This is a genomic window from Mycolicibacterium palauense (genome assembly GCF_002592005.1).
GTDB classification, from domain to species: Bacteria; Actinomycetota; Actinomycetes; order Mycobacteriales; family Mycobacteriaceae; genus Mycobacterium; species Mycobacterium palauense.
Genome location: NZ_NVQF01000091.1, coordinates 1 through 22,042 on the forward strand (window position 1 = coordinate 1; position 22,042 = coordinate 22,042).

A 22,042-nucleotide genomic window follows, 5' to 3' on the forward strand; every position below is an offset into this window, starting at 1 on the left:
CCCACTAGAGCCCACCCACGAGAGCCCGGCCGACTCATCCCCACCCGCTGGTCCCGGCCGCTGCGCGCCGCCCGTCCCGGTTCCCCCCCTTATGGCCGGGTCCGCCGGCACCGAGTCCACTCGCGCGGCCTCCGGTGCGGTACGAATAGCGGGTGGTTGCATCTTCCCCGTCACCTTCCGGGTCACCGACCGTCCTGCTGCTGTCGACCTCGGACACCGACCTGATCACCGCGCGGGCCAGCGGCGGCGGATACCGGTGGGCCAACCCGGCGCGGCTGCTGCTCGACGATCTGCCCGGGCTGCTGGACGGCGCCGACGCCGTCGTGATCCGCATCCTGGGCGGCTACCGGGCCTGGGAGGACGGTATCGACGCGGTGCTGGCGCACGGCCTGCCGACGGTGCTGGTCAGCGGTGAGCAGACCCCCGACGCCGAGCTGATGGAGCGCTCGACCGTGCCCGCCGGAATCGCCGTACAGACCCACGTCTACCTCGCGCAGGGGGGCACGCAGAACCTGGCCAATCTGCACGCGTTCCTGTCGGACACCCTGCTGATGACCGGCTTCGGTTTCGCCCCGCCGGCCGCACTGCCGAACTGGGGTCCGCTGGTGCGCGCCGAGACCGGCACCGGTACGGACACAGCCACCGAGGGGCCGACGGTGGCCGTGCTCTACTACCGGGCGCAGCAGCTGGCCGGCAACACCGCCTACATCGAGACCCTGTGTGCGGCGATCGAGCGGGCCGGGGGCCGCCCGCTGCCGCTGTACTGCGCGTCGCTGCGCACCGCCGAACCCGAACTCCTGGACACCCTGCGGGGCGCCGACGCGATGATCGTGACGGTGCTGGCCGCCGGCGGCGCCCGTCCCGCGGCGGCCGGCGCCGGTGGGGAGGACGACACCTGGAACGTCGAACACCTCGCCCAGCTCGACGTCCCGATCCTGCAGGGGTTGTGTCTGACCGGGCCCCGCGAGCAGTGGGCCGGCAACGACGACGGGCTGTCCCCACTGGACGTGGCCACCCAGGTGGCCGTGCCGGAGTTCGACGGTCGCATCATCACCGTGCCGTTCTCGTTCAAGGAGATCGACCAGGACGGGCTGATCAGCTACGTCGCCGATCCCGAGCGGTGCGCCCGGGTGGCCGGCCTGGCGGTGCGCCACGCGCGGTTGCGGGCCGTGGCCCCCGCCGAGAAGAAGGTGGCGCTGGTCTTCTCGGCCTACCCGACCAAACACGCCCGCATCGGCAACGCGGTGGGCCTGGACACCCCGGCCAGCGCCGTGGCGCTGCTGCGCGCGATGCGCGACGCCGGCTACGACATCGGCGACATCGGCGACGTGCCGGGGGTGGACGCCCAGGACGGCGACGCCCTGATCCACGCCCTGATCGAGCGGGGCGGGCAGGACCCCGAGTGGTCGACCTCCGAGCAGTTCGAGGCCAACCCGATCCGGGTGTCGGCCGCGGACTACCGCGCCTGGTTCGCCACGCTGCCCGCCGAGCTGGCCGACGCGGTCGTCGAGCACTGGGGTCCGCCGCCCGGTGAGCTGTTCGTCGACCGCAGCCGTGACCCCGACGGGGAGATCGTCATCGCGGCGATGCGCTCGGGCAACCTGGTGATCGTGGTGCAGCCGCCGCGCGGATTCGGGGAGAACCCGGTGGCGATCTACCACGACCCCGACCTGCCGCCGAGTCACCACTACCTGGCCGCCTACCGCTGGCTCGACGACTCCTTCCCCAACTCCTTCGGCGCCGACGCCGTCGTGCACCTGGGCAAGCACGGCAACCTGGAGTGGCTGCCCGGCAAGACGCTGGGGATGTCGGCGGCGTGTGGACCCGACGCGGCCCTGGGCAACCTGCCACTGATCTACCCGTTCCTGGTCAACGATCCCGGCGAGGGCACCCAGGCCAAGCGGCGCGCGCACGCCGTGCTCGTCGACCACCTGATCCCGCCGATGGCCCGCGCCGAGACCTACGGCGACATCGCCCGGCTGGAGCAGCTGCTCGACGAGCACGCCAACGTCGCCGCGCTGGACCCCGGCAAGCTGCCCGCGATCCGTCAGCAGATCTGGACGCTGATGCGCGCGGCCAAGATGGACCACGATCTGGGACTGACCGACCGCCCCGACGAGGACTCCTTCGACGACATGCTGTTGCACGTCGACGGCTGGTTGTGCGAGATCAAGGACGTCCAGATCCGCGACGGGCTGCACGTGCTGGCCCAGACCCCGGCCGGCGAGGGCGAACTCGATCTGGTGCTGGCGATCCTGCGGGCCCGTCAGCTCTTCGGCGGTGAGCAGTCGGTGCCCGGCCTGCGTGAGGCGCTGGGGCTGGCCGAGGACGGCAGCGACGAGCGGGCCCGGGTCGACGACGCCGAGGCCCGCGCGCGCGAGCTGGTCGCGGCCCTGCAGGCGGCGGGCTGGGACCCCGCGGCCGTCGACGGACTCACCGGTGACCCGCAGGTGGCCGCGGTGCTGCGATTCGCGGCCACCGAGGTGGTACCCCGGCTGGCCGGGACGGGCGCCGAGATCGACCAGGTGTTGCGGGCCCTGGAGGGCGGATTCATCGCCGCCGGCCCCTCCGGATCGCCGCTGCGGGGTCTGGTCAACGTGCTGCCCACCGGACGCAACTTCTATTCGGTGGACCCCAAGGCCGTGCCGTCGCGGCTGGCCTGGGAGACCGGGGTGGCGATGGCCGATTCGCTGCTGGCGCGGTACCGCCAGGACTACGGGCGGTGGCCGGAATCGGTGGGCTTGTCGGTGTGGGGGACCTCGGCGATGCGCACCTCCGGTGACGACATCGCCGAGGTGCTGGCGCTGCTGGGCGTGCGACCGGTCTGGGACGACGCCTCGCGGCGGGTCGTGGACCTGGAGGCCATCGACCTGGCGGAGTTGAACCGTCCGCGCATCGACGTCACCGTGCGCATCTCCGGGTTCTTCCGGGACGCCTTCCCGCACGTGGTGACCATGCTCGACGACGCGGTGCAGCTGGTCGCCGGCCTCGACGAACCCGACGAGTCCAACTTCGTGGCCGCCCATGCCCGCGTCGACGTCGCCGATCACGGCGACCGGCGGCGCGGGACCACCAGGATCTTCGGGTCCAGGCCCGGCACCTACGGAGCGGGGCTGCTGCAGCTGATCGACAGCCGTAACTGGCGCGACGACGCCGACCTGGCGCAGGTGTACACCGCCTGGGGCGGCTTCGCCTACGGCCGCGGCCTCGACGGCAGGCCCGCCTCCGAGGAGATGCAGCGGGCCTACCGCCGCATCGCCGTGGCCGCCAAGAACACCGACACCCGCGAGCACGACATCGCCGACTCCGACGACTACTTCCAGTACCACGGCGGGATGGTCGCCACCGTGCGGGCGCTGACCGGGAAGGACCCGGCGGCCTACATCGGCGACAACACCCGGCCCGACGCGGTGCGCACCCGCACGCTCAACGAGGAGACCACCCGGGTGTTCCGGGCCCGGGTGGTCAACCCCCGCTGGATGAGCGCGATGCGCCGGCACGGCTACAAGGGCGCCTTCGAGATGGCGGCCACCGTCGACTACCTGTTCGGCTACGACGCCACCGCACACGTGATGTCCGACTGGATGTATGAACAGCTGACCCAGAGCTACGTGCTCGACGGCGAGAACCGCAAGTTCATGACCGAGTCCAATCCGTGGGCCCTGCACGGCATGGCCGAGCGGCTGCTGGAGGCCGCCGAGCGGGGAATGTGGGCCCAGCCCGAGCCGCAGACGCTGGCCGATCTGCGCCAGGTGCTGCTGGAGACCGAGGGGGATCTGGAGGGCTGATCTGGAGGGCTGAGCGGGTGCGCCGCAGGCGCTACCTTGTCAGCATGACCCTGACTTTCGCCGACGTTGCCGGTTCCGAGTACATCCTGCTGACCACCTTCACCAAGGACGGTCGGCCCAAGCCGACCCCGATCTGGGCGGCGCAGGCCGGCGATGGCCTCCTGGTCATCACCGAGGGCGAGTCGTGGAAGGTCAAGCGGATCCGCAACACCCCGCGGGTGACCATCGCCAAGTGCGATATGCGCGGCCGGCCCAAGAGCGAGGCCGTCGAGGCCGTGGCCACGGTGCTGGACCCCTCCCGGACCGAGGAGGCCTATCAGGCCGTCCGCGACCGGTACGGAATTCTCGGCAAGGTGTTCTTCTTCTTTTCCAGGCTGCGCGGTGGCCTCAAGAACAACGTCGCGCTCGAACTGACGGCGGCACCGTGAGCGATCCCGGGACGCCCCGAAGCCCGTCGTTCGGCGAGGTCGCCAAGTCGAGATATCTGTTGCTGACCACCTTCACCAAGGACGGCCGGGCCAAGCCGACCGCGGTGTGGGGTGTCCCGCAGGACGGCACGTTGCTGATCATCACCGACGACGGCTCGTGGAAGACCAAGCGCATCCGCAACACCCCGCGGGTGACCCTCGCCGAGTGCGGTGTGCTGGGCAAACCCAAGGGCGAGCCCGTCGAGGCCGTCGCGCGGATGCTGCCCGCCTCGGAGACCCGGCGGGTCTACGACGCCGTCGTCAGGCGGTACTGGTGGCACGCGTGGTGGTTCGTTCCGCACTCGTTGCTGCGCGGCGGAATCGACAAGGTGCACGCGGCCATCGAGGTGTCGCCGGCACCGTGAGGCCCGGCCCGCGGAACTGCGCGGGTGGCCCGATCGTTGGCAGACTATGGCAGTGCGACTCTTCCTGATCTACGTCATCGTCGAGATGGCGGTCATCGTCGCGCTCACCGCCACCCTCGGTTTCGGCTGGACGGTACTGCTGCTGGTGGGTGCGTTCGCGCTGGGTGTGGCGGTGGCCGGGGCGCAGCTCCGGCGGCAACTGGCCCGCCTGCAGGACGGTCTGCGCCGGGGCGCCGCCGACCCCCAGGCCGCGGTCACCGACAGCGCGCTGGTGGCACTGGGCAGCGTCCTGGTGTTCATTCCCGGGCTGGTCAGCAGTGTGGCCGGCCTGCTCATGCTGGCGCCGCCGACCAGGGCCGCGATGCGCCCACTGGCCGGATTCGTCGCGGCACCCAGCCTGGCCGGGCGGATGGCCGGCGGCGGGGTGACGTTCGTGACCACCCGTGCCACGGCGGGCCGGGACTTCATCGACGGTGAGGTGATCGACGTCGTCGACGTCGACGGACCCGGCTCTGGTCCGTCCGCGGGCCCTGCGGGCCCTTCCACCGGCCCCGATCCGGCGCCGCGCCCCCTTCCCCCGCACCGGCCCGGAAACTGATCGGGGGCCGGGCGCCCGGGACGGCTCCCCGTCACCTCGGCTGGGCCCCTCCCAGCCTCGCGGCGTAGGTTCATCGTCCGTGACGACGCGGTTGGTCAAGTTGTTGGTCAATGGGCGCATCCACAGCCCGACGCACCCCGATGCCACCGCGATGGCGGTGCGCGGCGACGTGGTCGCCTGGCTGGGCGGAGACGCCGTCGGCCGTGACCAGTTCCCCGAGGCCGAGGTGATCGACCTCGAGGGCCGGTTCGTCACGCCCGCCTTCGTCGACAGTCATGTGCACGTGACCGCCACCGGGCTCAATCTCGTCGGCCTGGACCTACGGCCCGCGACCAGTTCGGCCGAATGCCTGCGCATGATCGCGGCGCACGCCGCCGGCTATCCCGGGGTGCTCGTGTGGGGCCACGGCTGGGATGACGCGATGTGGCCCGACGGGCCGCCGAGCACCGCCGAGCTGGACGAGGTGCTCGGGAATCGTCCGGCCTACCTGGCCCGCGTCGACGTGCACTCCGCGGTCGCCACCACGGCCCTGCGGCAGCGGGTGGCGGGCCTGGCGGACGCCGAGGGATTCGACGCGCGGGGCGCGCTGACCGGTGCGGCGCACCACGCGGTCCGGGCGGCGGCCCGAGAACTGCTGGACGACGGGCAGCGGGCCGCCGCGCGGGTCGCCGCCCTCGACGCCGCCGCGGCGGCCGGGATCGTCGCGGTGCACGAATGCGCCGGCCCGGACATCGGCGGGCTCGGTGACTGGCAGGAGCTGCGGGCGACGCCGCACGGTGTGCAGGTCAGCGGCTACTGGGGTGAGGCGGTGCGGACCGCGGCCGAGGCCCGCGCCCTCGTCGACGCCACCGGTGCCCGCGGGCTGGCCGGGGATCTGTTCGTCGACGGCTCGCTGGGCTCCCACACCGCGTGGCTCAGCGCCCCCTACGACGATGCTCCGCACAGCTGCGGCACCGCACACCTGGAGCCCGACGCGGTCCTCGGTCACCTGCGGGCCTGCACCGAGGCGGGAATCACCGCGGGGTTCCACGTCATCGGCGACGCCGCGGTGAGCACGGTCGCCGATGCCCTGGCCAGGCTGGTCGAGGAGTTCGGTGCCCCGGCGGTGGCGCGCTGCGGGCACCGGCTCGAACACGTGGAGATGGTCGGCGCCGAGCAGGCGGCCCAGTTGGGCGCCTGCGGGGTGATCGCGAGCATGCAGCCCGGCTTCGACGCGCTGTGGGGCGGCGACGACGGGATGTACGCGGCCCGTCTCGGGGGTCAGCGAGCTCGGGAACTCAATCCGTTTGCGCTGTTAGCATCCCAAGGCGTGCCCCTCGCGTTCGGCTCAGACACCCCGGTGACCTGCATGGACCCCTGGAACGCGGTGCGTGCGGCCAGCCGTCACCGGACCCCGGGCAGCGCCATCTCGGCGCGCGCGGCCTTCGCCGCGGCCACCCGCGGGGCGTGGCGGGCCGGGGGAGTGCGCGACGGCGTCACCGGGACCCTGGTGCCCGGCGCTCCGGCCTCCTACGCCGTCTGGGACACCGGCGAGCTGGAGGTGGCCGCCCCGGCGGACACCGTGCAGCGCTGGTCCACCGACCCACGCTCACGGGTGCCCGCCCTGCCGCGCCTGGGCCCCGACGCGCCGCTGCCCACGTGCCGGCAGACCGTGCATGGCGGCGTGACGATCTTCGGCGGCGCCGATGGATGACCTGCGGCCGCAGACCCCGCGGGACGGCGACGAGCCCGCCGCGAGCGGGGACACCACCGACGAGGACACCGCGGGAGAGGGCACCGCGGGCGGGGACACCGCGAGCGGGGACACTGCGGGCGAGGGCACCGCGAGCGAGGACACCGCGGGAGAGGACACTGCGGGCGAGGTCACTGCGGGGGAGGACACCGCCGCACCGCGGGGACCCGGCCGGCTCCGCAGGGCCGGTCGGCGGGTGCTGGCCTGGCTGCTGCCCCGCGCGGAGCGGCTCACGTTGGCGATCGCCGGCGGGTTGCTGCTCTACGCCAGCTTCGCGCCGCTGAACTGGTGGTGGGCGGCGGTGCCGGCGCTGGCGGCCCTGACCGTGGTCCTGATCCGCGAGCAGACGACCGTCGCCGGTGGGTTCGGCTACGGCTACCTGTTCGGGCTGGCCTTCTACCTGCCGCTGCTGCCCTGGGTGGGCAGTTTCGTGGGCGCCGGGCCGTGGCTGGGCCTGTCCGCGGTGTGCGCGCTGTACCCGGGTCTGTTCGGCGTGATGGCGGTGCTGATCCGGGTGTTGCCGGGCTGGCCGGTCTGGTTCGCCGCGGCGTGGGTCGCCCAGGAATGGGTCAAGGCCACCGTCCCGTTCGGCGGGTTCCCGTGGGGCATCGTCGGATTCGGTCAGACCACCGGGCCGCTGATCCCGTTGGCCCGGTTCGGCGGGGTCCCGCTGGTGTCGTTCGCCGTCGTGCTGGCCGGGACCGGCCTGGCGGCCCTCGTGGTGGAGGTCGTGGCCTGGTGGCGTCGTGACCGCGTCCGCGCAGCCGAGGTGCCCCCGGCGGTGGTGTTGCCCGGCTTGTGCATCGTGGTGGTGCTGCTGGCCACCGTCCTGGCCTACCCGCAGGTGCGCCGTGCGGGCGCGGGATCCGGGGACAGCCCGGCGGTCACCGTGGCCGCGGTCCAGGGGAACGTGCCCCGGTTGGGTCTGGACTTCAACGCGCAGCGCCGCGCGGTCCTCGACAACCACGTCGCGGAGACCGAACGGCTGGCCCAGGCCGTGCGTGACGGCCGCGCCCCGCAGCCGCAGTTCGTCATCTGGCCGGAGAACTCCTCGGACATCGACCCGCTGGCCAACCCCGACGCCCGCGAGCAGATCAGCGCCGCCGCCGAGGCGATCGGGGCCCCGATCCTGGTGGGGGGTGTGGTCGCCGGCCCGAACTGGAGCCCCGACAACCCCACCTCCACGAACACCGTGATCGTCTGGGACCCCGTCACCGGGCCGGGGGAGCGTCACGACAAGCAGATCGTGCAGCCCTTCGGCGAGTACCTGCCGTGGCGGGGCTTCTTCTCGCACTTCTCGTCCTACGCCGAGCGCGCGGGCTACTTCGTGCCCGGGGTGGGCAGCGGGGTGGTGCACGCGGCCGGCGTGCCGATCGGGGTCACCACCTGCTGGGAGGTGATCTTCGACCGGGCCGCACGCAACGCCGTGCGCAACGGCGCGCAGATGCTGGCCGTGCCCACCAACAACGCCACGTTCGACGAGACGATGAGCGAACAGCTGCTGGCCTTCGCCCGGGCGCGTGCCATCGAACACGACCGGTACGTGGTGGTGGCCGGCACCACGGGGATCAGCGCGGTGATCGCCCCCGACGGTCGCGAACTGGCCCGCACCGCGTTCTTCGAGCCGGCCTACCTCGACGCCCAGATCCGGTTGAAGACCACCGTGACGCCGGCCACCCAATGGGGCCCGCTGACACAGTATGTGCTGGTAGGTATCGGTTTCTTGGCGGTTCTTTGCGGATTCTCAGTAGCCATCAGGCACAATGGGGGGTTCATGCGTCCGACTCGTCGCCGCCGGCACCAGCCGAAGACCGACAGCAGCGGGCCGACGACAGAATCGGATGCGCCCCGTGGCGGTCCGACGCCGACCACCGAGGAGTCCCATGGCCAGTGAGCGCGCCAGCCAGCGCACCCTGGTGATCATTCCGACCTACAACGAGATCGACAACCTCCCGATCATCGTCGGGCGGGTGCATGCCGCCCGCCCCGATGTCCACGTCCTGATCGTTGACGACGGAAGCCCCGACGGGACCGGGGAGCTGGCCGACGAGCTGGCGCTGGCCGACCCCGACCGGGTCCACGTCATGCACCGCACCGCCAAGGACGGCCTCGGCGCGGCGTATCTGGCCGGGTTCGAGTGGGGGCTCAGCCGTCAGTATGCGGTGCTGGTGGAGATGGACGCCGACGGCAGCCATGCCCCCGAGCAGCTGCACCGGCTGCTCGACGCGATCGAGGAGGGGGCGGACCTGGCGATCGGCTCGCGCTACGTGCCGGGTGGGACGGTCAAGAACTGGCCGCGGCGGCGCATGGTGCTCTCGAAGACCGCCAACACCTATTCGCGGGTGTTGCTCGGTGTCGACATCCACGACATCACCGCGGGCTACCGCGCCTATCGCGCCGAGGTGCTGGAGAAGCTGGACCTCGACGCCGTCGACTCCAAGGGGTACTGCTTCCAGATCGATCTGACCTGGCGCACCATCAACAACGGGTTCACCGTCGTGGAGGTACCCATCACCTTCACCGAGCGGGAACTGGGTGTGTCCAAGATGAGCGGATCCAACATCCGCGAGGCCATGGTCAAGGTGGCCCAGTGGGGGATCGACGGGCGCCTGGACCGCGCCCGCGGCGCCCAATACACGTAACGACCGCCGGAGCGGGTGCGTCCGGCGGTCGTCGGGTGCGAAACGTCAGCTGCCGCTGCCGCGGCGGCGGGTCTTGATGATGTCCAGGCGCTCCTTGAGCAGCTCCTCGAGCTCCTCGACCGAACGCCGCTCCAGCAGCATGTCCCAGTGGGTACGCGGCGGCTTGACCTTCTTCGGCTCCGGCAGGTCGCCCTCGACGAGGGTGCCTTCCATGCCGTTGCGGCACAGCCAGGTGCCCGGGATCTCCGCGTCGTCGGCGAAGGGAACGTCGAATTCCTCACCGTTGTCGGTGCGGTACCGGGCGATCTGACGTGGCGCGAGGTCGTGGTTCCGGTCGGTCTCGTAGCTCACGGCTCCGAGCCGGCTGCCCCTCAGGACGCGATCAGCCATCGTCAACACTCCTCTACAGCGCAAATGGTCCGGGTTAATCAACGCGACGGGAGTCGGTGAAGTTCCCGGGTCAACGCGACGCAGTTCTCCACGATACCGGGGATGCCGGGGGTACGGCCAAACGCCGTCTAAAGTCGAGCAGCGTGAGCCGTCGTGATCGCCCACAGTCGTGCCGGTGGTGCGGGCGGGATCTGAGTCTGGTCGACTCCGGGCTGGGCCGGCGCCGCCAGTACTGCAGCCAGTCCTGTCGTCAGCGTGCCTATGAGCAACGCGTGCTGGTCAAGGGCACCTCGGTGCCCGCCGACGCGGTGGTCCTCTCGGCCGAGGAGGCGGCCCAGCTCTCCGACCGGGTCTACCAGGTGCGCTGCGCGGCCGAGGACGTCGCCACCGCCGTGGACGAGGGCGCCGAGGGTCCCGAGCTGCGTCAGCTGTGCGCCGCGCTGATGCGTGCCGCCGAGGCCGCCGACGGCTGGCGGTAGTGGGCTCGCTTCCCGTCATCGCCCTGACCGGTCACCTGGGCGCGGGTAAGACCAGTCTGCTCAACCACGTGCTGACCGCGCCCGGGTCGCGGATCGGCGTGGTCGTCAACGACTTCGGGGACGTCAACGTCGACGCCGGGCTGGTGACCGGGCAGATCGACGAGCCGGTCTCGATCGCCGGTGGCTGCATCTGCTGCGTCTCCGAGGACGGTGAACTCGACGCCGCCCTGGCCCGCCTCGCCGACCCGGGGCTGCGCCTGGACGCGATCATCGTCGAGGCCAGCGGGCTGGCCGATCCGGTCGCGATCGCTCGGATGATCGGGTTCTGCGAGGTGCCCGGGGTACGCGCCGGCGGGGTCGTCGACGTCATCGACGCCGAGACCCACTTCGACACCGTCGACCGCGACGCCGTGCCACCGGCCCGCTACCGTGCGGCCTCACTGGTGGTGGTTAACAAGCTGGACCGCGTGGACACGCCCGGGGACACGCTGGAGCGCATCCGGGACCGGGTGGCCCGGACCAACCCGCGCGTTCAGGTGGTCGGCGCCGTCGGCGCGCGCGTCGACCCGCTGCTGCTCTACGACGTGGCCACCGACGGCGCCGAACCCGGCCAGCTCTCGTTTCGGGACCTGCTCACCGAACTGGCCGCCGAGGCGCCGGCCGGCGCGCACGCCGACGATCACGACCACGTCCACGCCGACGCGGTCACGGTCACCGGCGATGTCACTGGTGACGGCACCGGTGACGGCACCGTCGATCCGGAGGCGCTGGTGGCGCTGCTGGAGTCCCCACCGGCCGGCGTGTACCGGCTCAAGGGCGTCGTGTCGGTCCGGCACCGCGGCGGGCCCCGCCGCTACGTCGTCAACGTGGTCGGGACCGCCGTGCACGTCGCGCCCGCGCCCTCGAGAACGGCGGCAGGCGCTCCGGAGAACACTCTGGTGGCCATCGGCATGCATCTGGACACCGCGCAGGTCCGTGCGGCCATGGCGGCGGCTCTGCGCCCCCACCCGGGCCTGCCGACACCCGCGGCGTTGCGGCGGCTGCAGCGCTACCGCTAGCAGCTGTACTTGCGGCCGATCCCCGCGGGCGGGTCCACCTTGGCCAGGCATCCGAACGGTTGCACGCCCGACGGGCCGAGCCGGACCGCGCTCTGATGGGCGTAGTTGACGCAGATCAGCCCGATGGGGTCGGCGCGGCACTGAAAGTCGCCGAAACGCAGCGCCGAACCGTCGTCGAGCCGGGCGCCGGTGCCGGAACTGAACCCGCCGGGATCGCCGTGCACCGCGCCGACCGTGAGCGTCGTGCCTCCGAAGTCCACCCAGTCACCGACCCACTCGCCGTAGATGTCGGGCGGTTCCGGCGGGGGATCGGCCAGATCGACCAGGCAGGACAGCACCGCGCTGTCGTTGGTGGCGCCGGTCATGCACTTCGTCTTGCCCGACGGCGTGACGAAGGCGACGTCGTCGGGCAGGTCGGTGCCGACCCCGTCGTGCTGCACGCGGTGAAACCCGCCCGGGTCGGCGGTACGCCCGCCCTCCACCCAGGCGATCACCGCGGACATCGGCGCCCCGTCCGCCGGCGGTGCGGTGCTCGTGGCGGTGCTCGTGCCGGGGGTCTGCCCGGCGCCGGTGCCCGTGGACGGCGCGATCGGCGAGATCGGCCCGGACGAGTCGTCGCCGGCCTGCGAGCATCCCGCCACCAGGAGCACCGCGGCGAGGGGCAGAGCTATCCGCATGCACGCCACCGTACCGAGGCCGGCGCGCAGCGTTTCGGGTGCGCACCATCCATCGGGTGCGCACCGATCCGTGCCCGCGCACGGGAAGGGCCGTGTCGGAGCCGGGATCGCCCGTGGCACACCGGCGATATTGGTTACCGTCGGGGGATGCACGAGCACACGGTTCGGGTGAGGATCGGCACCGGCATCGTCGAGGGCTTCACCCGGGACGGCGTCAACCGCTGGCGCTCCATCCCCTACGCGCGCCCACCGGTGGGCCCGCTGCGCTTCCGCGCGCCGCGCCCCCCGGAGCCGTGGCCGGGCGTGCGGCACTGCCACGCGTTCGCCCACTGCGCCCCCCAGCAGCGCCGCTACACCCTCACCGGGATCGGCCGCTACCAGCCGATGAGCGAGGACTGCCTGACGCTCAACGTCGTCGCCCCCCGGGACGCCGCCGAGCGCGACGACGCGCCGCTGCCGGTGATGGTGTTCGTGCACGGCGGGGCCTACATGCTGGGCAGCTCGGCCACCCCGGTCTACGACGGCGCGGCCCTGGCCCGACGCGGCTGCATCTACGTGTCGGTCAACTACCGGCTGGGCGCACTGGGCTGCCTGGAGCTGTCGTCGCTGGCGGCACCGGACACCCCGATCGAGTCCAATCTGTTCCTGCGCGATCTGGTGATGGCCCTGCAGTGGATCCGCGACAATATCGGCGCCTTCGGCGGCGACCCCGGCAACGTCACCGTGTTCGGGGAGAGCGCCGGGGCCCACGCGGTGGCCACCCTGCTCGGGGTGCCGGCCGCCGACGGGCTGTTCCACCGGGTGATCTCCGAAAGCCCCGCCGCGGGCATGGTGCGCTCGCAGGACACGGCCGCCCACATCGCCGAGCGGTTCGCCGGCATTCTCGGCGCCCGCCGCGCCGACGCCGCCCGGACGCTGATGCGGGCCCCGGTGCCCCAACTGGTCGACGCACTCGACGAGCTCATCGACCACGGATCCCGGGAACTGTTGGGGGCCTTCGTCTGCGGGCCCTCCTACGGCGACGAGATGCTGCCCGTCGACCCCCTGGAGGCGATGCGCCACGGCCGGGCCCACCCGGTGCCGATGATCGTGGGCACCAACGCCGAGGAGGCCCGGCTGTTCACCCGGTTCCTCAGACTGCTGCCGACCACCGAACCCAAGATCGAGGCGCTGCTCTCGGCCGCCGGCCAGGAGGTCCGCGACCGGATCACCGCCGCCTACCCCGACTATCCGTCGGCCTCGGCCCGCATCCGGCTCAGCGGCGATTTCGCATTCAGTTCGGCGGCCTGGCAGCTTGCCGAGGCGCACAGCGCGCACGCCCCCACCTACCTGTACCGCTACGACTACGCGCCCCGCACCCTGCACTGGTCGGGACTGGGCGCCACCCACGCCACCGAGCTGCTGGCGGTCTTCGACCTGTACCGCACCCGGCTGGGCGCCATGCTGACCGCGGCCGGAGACCGGTGGTCGGCGATCCGGGTCAGCAAGGACATCCAGCGCCGCTGGCGTTCCTTCAGCGCGACGGGCGCGCCCGGCGAGCACTGGCCGGCCTACGACGCCCGCGACCGGGCGGTGATGGTGTTCGACCGCCGGTCCCGGGTGGAATTCGACCCCGACCCCAGGCGCCGCACCGCCTGGGAAGGGTTTTCACTGGCGCGCTGAGCCCGCATTCGGCGGCCGAGCCGGCCCGGGGGCGCCCGCGTGACTGCGATTCGCGCTCATTCGGGCCCCGCGACGCGCGCCGTCGGCCCAGGATGTAGCGATGAGCCACCGCACGGCCCCGCTGCCCGATCACCCGCTGGATCCGCTCTCGGCTGCCGAGTTCGGTGCCGTGGCCGCCGTTCTGGCGCGCGAGCGCGGGGTGGGTGACGGCTGGCGCATCACCGCCGTCGAGATGGTCGAGCCGGACAAGGCCGCCCTGGCCGACTTCGAGGACGGTGGCGCGCGTCCACCCCGCAAGGCGGCCGCGCTGTGCCTGGAGCGCGCCCACAACGCGACTTACAAGTGTGTGGTGTCGCTGGATGAGGACCATCTCGAATCGTTCGAACACGTGCCGGGTGTGCAGCCGAATTTCACCGTCGACGAGTTCGAGGAATGCGACCGGATGCTGCGCAGCCACCCCGACGTGATCGCGGCGCTGGCCCACCGCGGCATCACCGACATGGACCTGGTGTTCATGGACACCTGGACCTACGGCCAGGCCGTGGCCCCGCCGGAATACCGCGACCGGCGCCTGGGCTGGTCGGACACCTGGCTGAAGAACGAACCCGGCGCCAACCACTACGCCAACCCGGTCAGCGGTCTGCACTGCGTCGTCGATCTCAACGCGATGGAACTGTTGCGGGTCGAGGACTCCGGACCGTTCGCCGAGGGCGCCCGGCGGCCCTCGGTGATGGGCGAGTACGTCCCGCGCCACATCCCGGAACGGATCCGGTCGGGCTGGCGCCGTGATCCGCTGACCCCGTTGGAGATCACCCAGCCCGACGGACCCTCGTTCACCCTGGAGGGCAACCTGCTGCGCTGGCAGAACTGGAGCCTGCGGGTGGGTTTCAACCACCGCGAGGGGATGACGCTGCACACCGTGCGATTCCGCGACGGAGAACGGGAACGCTCGATCGCCCACCGGATGTCGCTGGCGGAGATGATGGTGCCCTACCGGGATCCGTCGGCCGATCACTACCGGCGCACCGCATTCGACATCGGTGAGTGGGGCCTGGGTTTCATGACGACCTCGCTGGAACTGGGCTGCGACTGCCTCGGGGAGATCCGCTACCTCGACGCGACGCTGCACAACAGCCGGGGTGAGCCGTACACCATCCGCAATGCCGTGTGCATCCACGAGGAGGACAACGCGGTGTTGTGGAAGCACGTCGACCACGACACCGGGGCCGAGGTGCGCCGGATGCGCCGGTTGACGGTGTCCACGCACGTGACCGTCGCCAACTACGAATACCTGGTCTACTGGCGCTTCTACCAGGACGGCAACATCGAGTGCGAGATCCGGGCCACCGGCATCATGGTCACCACACCGCTGCCGGAGGGGCAGCCGCATCCCAACGGCACGCTGGTCGACGAGCGCACCTATGCGCCGTTTCACCAGCATTTCCTGGTGGCCCGGCTCGACCTGGACATCGACGGCACCGACAACACCGTCTACATGACCGAATCCCACGCCGAACCGATGGGCCCGGACAACCCCTACGGTCTGTCCTTGGTGCAGCGCCACCACCCCCTGCGCAGCGAACACGAAGGCATGCAGGACATGAACTTCGCGACTCAGCGGGCGTGGAAGGTGGTCAACACCAACGTCGTCAACGGGCTGGGCACCCACCCGGCCTACAAGCTGGTGCCCGGCGGGGCTTTCCCGGCGATGTTCCACCCCGACTCGCCGATCCTGCAGCGGGCGACGGTGATCGGGCACACCCTGTGGGTCACGCCTGAGCATCCCGACGAGCGTTGGCCGGCCGGCGAATTCGTCAACCAGTCGGAGTCGGACACCGGCCTGGGCGTCTGGACGCGGCAGAACCGGCCGATCGAGAACACCGACGTCGTGCTGTGGTACGTCTTCGGCATCCACCACATCACCCGTCCGGAGGAGTGGCCGATCATGCCGGTCGACGTGGTCTCGTTCTGGCTCAAACCGTTCGGTTTCTTCGACCGCAACCCGGCCCTCGACGTCGCCCCGGCACCCCCGGGCGGGTGTCACCGCGACTCGGCTTGACACCCGTCAACAGATCCGCGCGAAACGCCCCTGCGGTGCGGGGCTCTGGCCTAGGTTGGTCGCGTGCGCACCGACACCGCGATCGAACGCCCGTCCGACCTGACCGCGGAGTGGCTGGCCACCGTCCTGCACACGGGCCCGGTGACCGACTTCGACTACCAGCGGATCGGCACCGGCCAGATGAGCGAATGCTACCGGGTGACCCTCGCGTACGAGGACGGCGCCGCGGGCCCGCCATCGGTGGTGCTCAAGGTGGCCGCCGGCGATCCCACCAGCCGGCAGACCGGGCTGGCGCTGGGACTCTACGAGCGCGAGGTCCGGTTCTACACCGACATCGCCCCGCGGCTGGCCGGACCCGTGGCCACCTGCCACCACGCCGCGTTCGACCCCGGGACCGGCGTGTTCGACCTGCTGCTCGACGACGCCCACCCGGCGGTGACCGGAGACGAGATCGCCGGGGCCAGTGCCGAACAGGCGGAGCTGGCGGTTCGCCAGCTCGCCTGCATGCAGGGCCCGCTGCTGGGCGACGCCGGCCTGGCCGAGTCGGACTGGCTCAACCGCGAGGCCCCCATCAACGGGGCCCTGATCGCACAGCTCTATCAGGCCTTCGCCGACCGCTACGGCCCGATGATGACCGACGAGCAGCGCGCGGTCTGCGAGCGGCTGATCGCCGGGTTCGACGACTACCTGGCCGCCGAGGCGGCCCGCGAGCCGCACGGGCTGGTACACGGGGACTTCCGGCTGGACAACATGCTCTTCGGCACCGCCGACACGGTGCGACCGCTGACGGTGGTGGACTGGCAGACCGTCGGCTGGGGTCCGGCGATGACCGATCTGTCCTATTTCCTGGGCTGTGCGCTGCCCGTCGAGGCGCGGCGCGAGCTGCACGAGCGGCTGCTGCGCGCCTACCACGACGAGCTGGGGCCCTCGGCGGCGCTGACCCTCGACGAGGTCCGCGACGGCGTGCGCCGGCAGTCCTTCGCCGGGGTGATGATGGTGATCGTGTCCTCGATGCTGGTGGAACGCACCGAGCGGGGCGACCGGATGTTTCTGACCATGCTGGAGCGCCACTGCACCCACGTGCTGGACACCGGCGCACTGGAGGTGCTCGCCAGTCCCGCCCCGCACTCCGATCCTCCGCCGCTCCCGCAGCCCGGCGACGAGCTGGCCCACCCGCCCACCGACGAGGCGCTGTGGAACGAGAGCTGGTACTTCGACTTCTCCGATGCCGACCACGACCTCGGCGGCTGGGTGCGGCTGGGCCTGTATCCCAACGAACGCCACGCCTGGATCAACGTGCTGCTGTGCGGTCCCGGCCGGCCCACCGTGGCACTGCTCGACTTCGAGGTGCCCACCCCGGCCGACCCGTATCGCGTCGCCACCGACCGGATGGAACTGGCCCACAGCGTCATCGAGCCCCTGCGGAGCTACCGGGTGACCGCCCGGGGCCGCGGCGAGGCCCACGACGATCCGTCGGCGGTGCTGCGCGGGGAGCCCGGGCGGCCGGTCGAGGTGGAGATGGACCTGGTGTGGACGACCGTCGCGGTGCCTTACCAGTACCGGATCACCACCCGCTACGAGATCGCCTGCACGGTTTCGGGCACGGTGACCGTCGACGGGCACACCGTCGCCGTCGACACGGTGCCGGGCCAGCGGGACCACTCGTGGGCGCCTCGGGACTGGTGGGCCATGGACTGGGCGTGGAGCGCCCTGCACCTGGACGACGGGACGCATCTGCACGGCGTCGAGGTGCGGATCCCGGGGTTGCCGTCGATGAGCGTGGGCTATGACCAGCACCCGGGGGCCGGCCTGGTGGAGCTGACCACGGTGGTCTCCCGGGAGCGCTTCGCCGACAACGGCCTGCCGACCGGCGCGCAGCTCGAGCTCGAGCCCGGCGGGCTGCGCGCCGAGGTGCAGATCGTCGGTCATGCGCCGGTGGCGTTGCGCGCCGCGGACGGGCGGGTGGCCGAGTTTCCCCGCGCCTGGGTGCAGGTGCGCCTGGCCGACGGTCGCACCGGGTGCGGCTGGATGGAGTGGAACCGTAACCGCTGATCCTCGTGACCGTCCGGATCGGGTGCTATCTTGCCCTGGCCGCAGGCTGCGCGGCGGCCGGGTCCCCGCGGTTGGGCGTCGGTGGCGGGGAAGTGGCGTGGGAAAGTGTGCGACGGTGCCGGGAGGGCGGATGCGATCTGCGGGGTGTGCCGCGTCCTCGGCGTTGGTGCTGCTGACCGTGGTCGGCTGCGGTGGTGGAACGCCACCGCCCACGGTGGGCAGGGCGGAGCTCCAGAAGGACATCGCCACGAAGTTCGATCGGGCCGGACGTACCCCGCGATCGGTGACCTGCCGCGACGACCTGCAGGGGGTGGTCGGCAAGACCACCCGCTGCGAGGTGGTGCTCGGCGACTCCCCCGACGGCTCCCTCGATGACGCCGAGGCCTTCGAACCGATCGTCACGGTCACCGAGGTGACCGGAAGCACGGTGCGCTACGAGATGACCCCGGCGTTGTCCCAGTCCCAGGTCGAGAAGTCCGTGGAGAACCTGTTGGCCGAGAACAGCGGCCTCGCCGTCGATTCGGTGACCTGCGACTCCGGTCTGGAGGGTGAGCAGGGCAACACGGTGCGCTGCGCGATCGTGATCGCCGGCGACGCGGTGGCCGGCACCGTCACGGTGACCAAGGTCGACGGACTGACGATGAACATCGGGCTCACCCGCGGCTGAGGCGCCCGGTTCAGTCCGATTCCGTCGCTCCGTCCGTGCTGACGGCCTGGGCGGCCTCGTCGATGATCGCGCGCATCGCACGTTCGGCCGCCGTTTCGTCGCCGGCCCGGATCGCCCGCGCCACCTCGTCGTGCAACTCGATCGCGGCGACGTTGGGCTTCTCGGGCATCATGCCGTGCTCGGTGCGCCCGGTCAGCACCTCGGCCACCACGCCATTGAGCGCGCGGAACATCTCGTTGCCGCTGGCCTCCAGCAGGGTGCGGTGAAAGACCTTGTCGGCCATCAGGTAGGCGTCCAGGTCGCCGGTGCGGCCGTGCACCATCATGTCCGAGACGGCGGCGGCCATGATCCGGCACTGGTGGGGATCGGCGCGCCGGGCCGCCAGCGCCGCGGCCGCCGGCTCGAACCCGCGGCGCAGCTCCGACAGCGACAGTAGCTGCGCGGCCCGGTCGCCGGCGTCCAGCCGCCATCGGATGAGACTGGGATCGAACACGTGCCAGCTCGTGGCCGGCTGGATGGTGATCCCGACCCGGCGCCGGGAGGCGACCATCCCCATCGACTCGAGCACCCGGACGGCCTCACGGGCCACGCTGCGTGAAACCCCGTGCTCCGAGCAGACCCAGTCCAGCGTCAGGACGTGGCCGGCGGCCAGCCGGCCGGACACGATGGCGGTGCCGAGAGCGTCGAGAAGGCCGTCGAGAAGGCCTTTCAGACGGCCATCGAGACGGCCATCGAGACGGCCGGAGTGCGTAACCCCAACGTTTGGGTACTCGGTCACCGTCAGATCGTGTCATAACATGCCCGCCCCGACATAAATCTGATGATTTTTGTCAAAGTGTTGCAAAAAGCAGACTATTAGTGCACTGTCCGTGATGAGGAACACAGGCGCAAGGCAGGGGACATGAATTCACCGATCGTCAGTTCACCGATCGTCGTCATGGGAGTGTCCGGCTCCGGCAAGTCCACCGTCGGGGCGGCGCTGGCGCAGCGGCTGCGGGTGCCCTTCGGCGACGCCGACGACTTTCACCCGGAGGCCAACATCGCCAAGATGAGCGCCGGGCACCCGCTCGATGACGAGGACCGTCGTCCCTGGCTGGACGCCATCGGGCGGTGGTTGGCCGCCCATGCCGACGGCGGGGTGATGAGCTGCTCGGCACTCAAACGCAGTTACCGCGAGCAGCTGCGCAGCCATTGCCCCCGAGTCGAGTTTCTGCACCTGGCCGGTTCCCCCGAGGTGATCGCCCGGCGGCAGGCCAGCCGCCCGGGCCATTTCATGCCGGCGTCCCTGCTGGCCTCGCAGTTCGACACCCTCGAGCCGTTGGGGGACGACGAGCGCGGCGCGACGATCGACGTCAACGCGAGCATCGATTCCATTGTGGACAACTACGTTTCGCAGACCGGACGGGAGCACGAATGAACAACGCGATCATCTGGCTGGCCGAGGGGGCCGAACTCACCGAACCGGTCGCCTCGGGCCCGCGACTGATCCTGGCGTTCCTGGCCGGTATCGCGGTGATCGTCGTGCTGATCACCCTGGTGAACCTGCACCCCTTCCTGGCCCTGATCTTCGGTGCGGCCGCGGTGGGTGCGGTCGCCGGTGAGGACCTCGCGACGGTTCTGGACTCGTTTTCCAGCGGATTCGGCAGCACCGCGGCCGGCGTCGGCATCCTGATCGCGCTCGGGGCGATGTTCGCCAAGCTGCTGGCCGATTCGGGGGGAGCCGACGAGATCGTCGACACCATCGTCGGCCACGCCTCGCCGCGGATGCTGCCCTGGGCGATGGCCCTGGTCGGGGCGATCATCGGGCTTCCGATGTTCTTCGAAATCGGGTTGGTGCTGCTGATGCCGGTGATCTACCTGGTGGCCCGCCGCTCGCAGCTGTCGCTGATCACCGTGGGCATCCCGGCGCTGGCCGGTTTGTCCGCCATGCACGGGTTCGTCCCACCGCATCCCGGCCCGCTGGCCGCCATCGCGCTGATGAACGCCGACCTCGGCATCACACTGGCCCTCGGTGTGCTCGTGGCCGTCCCGACCATCGTGGTGGCGGGCCCGCTGTTCGGTCGGCTGGCGGGCAAGTGGGTGGTGGTCGGCGCGCCGGACACCTTCGACGCCGACCGGCCCGGCGATGAGAGCGGGACCCGGCGGCCCTCCTTTGGCACCACGCTGTTCTCGGTGCTGCTGCCGGTGGTCCTGATGATGGGCAAGGCTCTGGTCGAGATCTTCGTCGACGACCAGAACAATTGGCTGCGAAGGGTTTTCGATGTGCTGGGCACTCCGCTGGTGGCACTGCTGCTTGCGGTGATCGTCGGCATGGTCACCCTCGGGCGGGGCGCGGGAATGGGACGCGACGCGATCATGAAATGCGTCGAGTCCGGCCTGCCTCCGGTGGCCGGCATCATCCTGATCGTTGCCGCAGGCGGCGGCTTCAAGCAGGTTCTCGTCGACAGCGGTATCGGGACACTGCTGGCGCGGTGGGCCGAGGGCGCCAACATCTCGGTGATCGTGCTTGCCTGGGTGCTGGCCGTGCTGATCCGCCTGGCGACGGGCTCGGCCACGGTGGCCACCATCACCGCGTCGTCGCTGGTGCTGGGGCTCCTGGATGGGCTGAGCCCGGCTCAGGTGTCGCTGGTCGTGCTGGCGGTCGGGGCGGGTTCGCTGTTCTTCTCCCACGTCAACGACGCGGGATTCTGGTTGGTGAACCAGTACTTCCGGCTCAGCGTCGGACAGACCATCAAGACGTGGTCGATCATGGAGACCGTGCTCTCGGTGGTCGGTCTGCTGGTGGTGTTGCTGCTGGGGCTCGTCATCTGATCGGGCCCGTCGCACGCAATTCGGGCCCCCGCCGCGGCGGGGGCCCGAATCGTGTGCGTTCGGGGGATCAGCCCTTGACGACCTGGGTGCCGCCGGCGAGTTCGTCGTGCTTGCCCTGCTTGGTGGGGCTGGAGTTGATCGTCACCGCGATGACGACGTAGGCGATGATCGCCAGCAGTCCGCCCAGGTAGGGGATGATCGAGAGCAGGGTGAAGGCGTTGCGGATCGCCGACTGCTTGAGGTCCGGCTTGGCCGCTCCGCCGGGCCCGTGCACCGAGAGCCCCAGCATCTTCTTGGCCGGGGTCCAGCCCTGCGTCACCTCGAAGGCGACGAAGTAGATGAAGGTGAGCAGACCCGAGAAAAGGCCTGTCACAAGAATATTGCTCTCCGCGCCGAAGGCGAGGGTGAGCAGGAAGGACACCACCCCGATGATGAGGCCGTCGATGAAGCGGGCCAGGAAGCGCACCCCGAGACCGCCGGGCTCCTGGTGGCCGTGCTGAGGCGGGGGGTATCCCGAGGGTTGACCGTAGCCGTATTGCGGGGCGCCGTATTGCGGGGCGCCGTACTGGGGGGAACGGGTCTCTTATACACATCT

Annotated in this window: 19 protein-coding genes; 15 read left to right on the plus strand and 4 right to left on the minus strand. The window is 71.1% G+C overall.

Going from position 1 to position 22,042, the window contains the following annotated elements; translation table 11 throughout:
* Positions 1–152: 152 nt before the first annotated feature.
* From cobN to CSR00_RS25125, 7 genes are all read left to right on the plus strand, one after another.
* Positions 153–3,788, plus strand: coding sequence for a cobaltochelatase subunit CobN (gene cobN / locus CSR00_RS25095; protein WP_099025122.1), 3,636 nt, complete (start codon positions 153–155; stop codon positions 3,786–3,788).
* A gap of 44 nt (positions 3,789–3,832) precedes the next feature.
* Complete coding sequence (locus CSR00_RS25100; protein WP_099025137.1) at positions 3,833–4,216, plus strand: PPOX class F420-dependent oxidoreductase; 384 nt, start codon at positions 3,833–3,835, stop codon at positions 4,214–4,216.
* On the plus strand, positions 4,213–4,620 hold the full coding sequence (locus tag CSR00_RS25105; RefSeq protein WP_099025123.1) for a PPOX class F420-dependent oxidoreductase: 408 nt from the start codon (positions 4,213–4,215) through the stop codon (positions 4,618–4,620). Before CSR00_RS25100 ends, CSR00_RS25105 begins: the two co-directional genes overlap by 4 nt.
* Positions 4,621–4,666: 46 nt before the next feature.
* On the plus strand, positions 4,667–5,218 hold the full coding sequence (locus CSR00_RS25110) for an FxsA family protein (protein ID WP_099025124.1): 552 nt from the start codon (positions 4,667–4,669) through the stop codon (positions 5,216–5,218).
* Between the two features lie 151 nt (positions 5,219–5,369).
* A complete protein-coding gene (locus CSR00_RS25115; RefSeq protein WP_099025138.1) occupies positions 5,370–6,911 on the plus strand; it encodes an amidohydrolase in 1,542 nt (513 codons plus the stop codon).
* Positions 6,904–8,844 carry an apolipoprotein N-acyltransferase gene (gene lnt / locus CSR00_RS25120; RefSeq protein ID WP_099025125.1) on the plus strand — a complete coding sequence of 647 codons (1,941 nt, stop codon included), beginning with the start codon at positions 6,904–6,906 and terminating at the stop codon, positions 8,842–8,844. The genes CSR00_RS25115 and lnt overlap by 8 nt, the downstream gene beginning before the upstream one ends.
* A complete protein-coding gene (locus CSR00_RS25125) occupies positions 8,834–9,592 on the plus strand; it encodes a polyprenol monophosphomannose synthase (protein WP_176562260.1) in 759 nt (252 codons plus the stop codon). Before lnt ends, CSR00_RS25125 begins: the two co-directional genes overlap by 11 nt.
* 45 nt (positions 9,593–9,637) lie before the next feature.
* Here CSR00_RS25125 and CSR00_RS25130 read toward each other — a convergent pair whose 3' ends face one another.
* Entirely contained in the window at positions 9,638–9,982 is a 345-nt protein-coding gene (locus CSR00_RS25130) for an RNA polymerase-binding protein RbpA (RefSeq protein ID WP_099025139.1), read from the minus strand.
* Positions 9,983–10,125: 143 nt separating this feature from the next.
* On the opposite strand from CSR00_RS25130, the gene CSR00_RS25135 reads away from it, so the two are divergent.
* Together CSR00_RS25135 and CSR00_RS25140 are read left to right on the plus strand one after the other, a co-directional pair.
* On the plus strand, positions 10,126–10,461 hold the full coding sequence (locus tag CSR00_RS25135; protein ID WP_099025127.1) for a hypothetical protein: 336 nt from the start codon (positions 10,126–10,128) through the stop codon (positions 10,459–10,461).
* Positions 10,461–11,519, plus strand: coding sequence for a CobW family GTP-binding protein (locus tag CSR00_RS25140; RefSeq protein WP_099025128.1), 1,059 nt, complete (start codon positions 10,461–10,463; stop codon positions 11,517–11,519). Before CSR00_RS25135 ends, CSR00_RS25140 begins: the two co-directional genes overlap by 1 nt.
* Here CSR00_RS25140 and CSR00_RS25145 read toward each other — a convergent pair.
* Positions 11,516–12,196, minus strand: a complete 681-nt coding sequence (locus CSR00_RS25145; protein ID WP_099025129.1) for a hypothetical protein — start codon at positions 12,194–12,196, stop codon at positions 11,516–11,518. The two genes, CSR00_RS25140 and CSR00_RS25145, sit on opposite strands and share 4 nt — an antisense overlap.
* A gap of 147 nt (positions 12,197–12,343) precedes the next feature.
* Here CSR00_RS25145 and CSR00_RS25150 point away from each other — a divergent pair, with 147 nt between their 5' ends.
* The 4 genes from CSR00_RS25150 to CSR00_RS25165 all read left to right on the plus strand — a co-directional run bounded on the left by CSR00_RS25150 (position 12,344) and on the right by CSR00_RS25165 (position 18,636).
* Positions 12,344–13,858 (plus strand): carboxylesterase/lipase family protein, encoded by a 1,515-nt coding sequence (locus tag CSR00_RS25150; protein ID WP_099025130.1) that lies wholly within the window; start codon positions 12,344–12,346, stop codon positions 13,856–13,858.
* Between the two features lie 100 nt (positions 13,859–13,958).
* On the plus strand, positions 13,959–15,917 hold the full coding sequence (locus CSR00_RS25155; protein ID WP_099025131.1) for a primary-amine oxidase: 1,959 nt from the start codon (positions 13,959–13,961) through the stop codon (positions 15,915–15,917).
* 63 nt (positions 15,918–15,980) lie between these two features.
* Entirely contained in the window at positions 15,981–17,969 is a 1,989-nt protein-coding gene (locus tag CSR00_RS25160; RefSeq protein ID WP_099025132.1) for a DUF7064 domain-containing protein, read from the plus strand.
* Positions 17,970–18,099: 130 nt separating this feature from the next.
* A complete protein-coding gene (locus CSR00_RS25165) occupies positions 18,100–18,636 on the plus strand; it encodes a DUF4333 domain-containing protein (RefSeq protein WP_099025133.1) in 537 nt (178 codons plus the stop codon).
* Positions 18,637–18,646: 10 nt separating this feature from the next.
* Here CSR00_RS25165 and CSR00_RS25170 read toward each other — a convergent pair whose 3' ends face one another.
* Positions 18,647–19,348 carry a FadR/GntR family transcriptional regulator gene (locus tag CSR00_RS25170; protein WP_099025140.1) on the minus strand — a complete coding sequence of 234 codons (702 nt, stop codon included), beginning with the start codon at positions 19,346–19,348 and terminating at the stop codon, positions 18,647–18,649.
* Positions 19,349–19,537: 189 nt separating this feature from the next.
* Here CSR00_RS25170 and CSR00_RS25175 point away from each other — a divergent pair, with 189 nt between their 5' ends.
* Both CSR00_RS25175 and CSR00_RS25180 read left to right on the plus strand, forming a co-directional pair.
* Positions 19,538–20,053, plus strand: coding sequence for a gluconokinase (locus CSR00_RS25175; protein ID WP_099025134.1), 516 nt, complete (start codon positions 19,538–19,540; stop codon positions 20,051–20,053).
* On the plus strand, positions 20,050–21,447 hold the full coding sequence (locus CSR00_RS25180; protein ID WP_099025135.1) for a GntP family permease: 1,398 nt from the start codon (positions 20,050–20,052) through the stop codon (positions 21,445–21,447). Before CSR00_RS25175 ends, CSR00_RS25180 begins: the two co-directional genes overlap by 4 nt.
* Positions 21,448–21,514: 67 nt before the next feature.
* Here the strand turns inward: CSR00_RS25180 and CSR00_RS25185 are convergent, their stop codons facing one another.
* The gene (locus CSR00_RS25185; protein WP_099025136.1) at positions 21,515–21,913 is read right to left on the minus strand and encodes an RDD family protein; all 399 of its coding nucleotides are present in this window, start codon (positions 21,911–21,913) and stop codon (positions 21,515–21,517) included.
* Positions 21,914–22,042 lie beyond the last annotated feature (129 nt).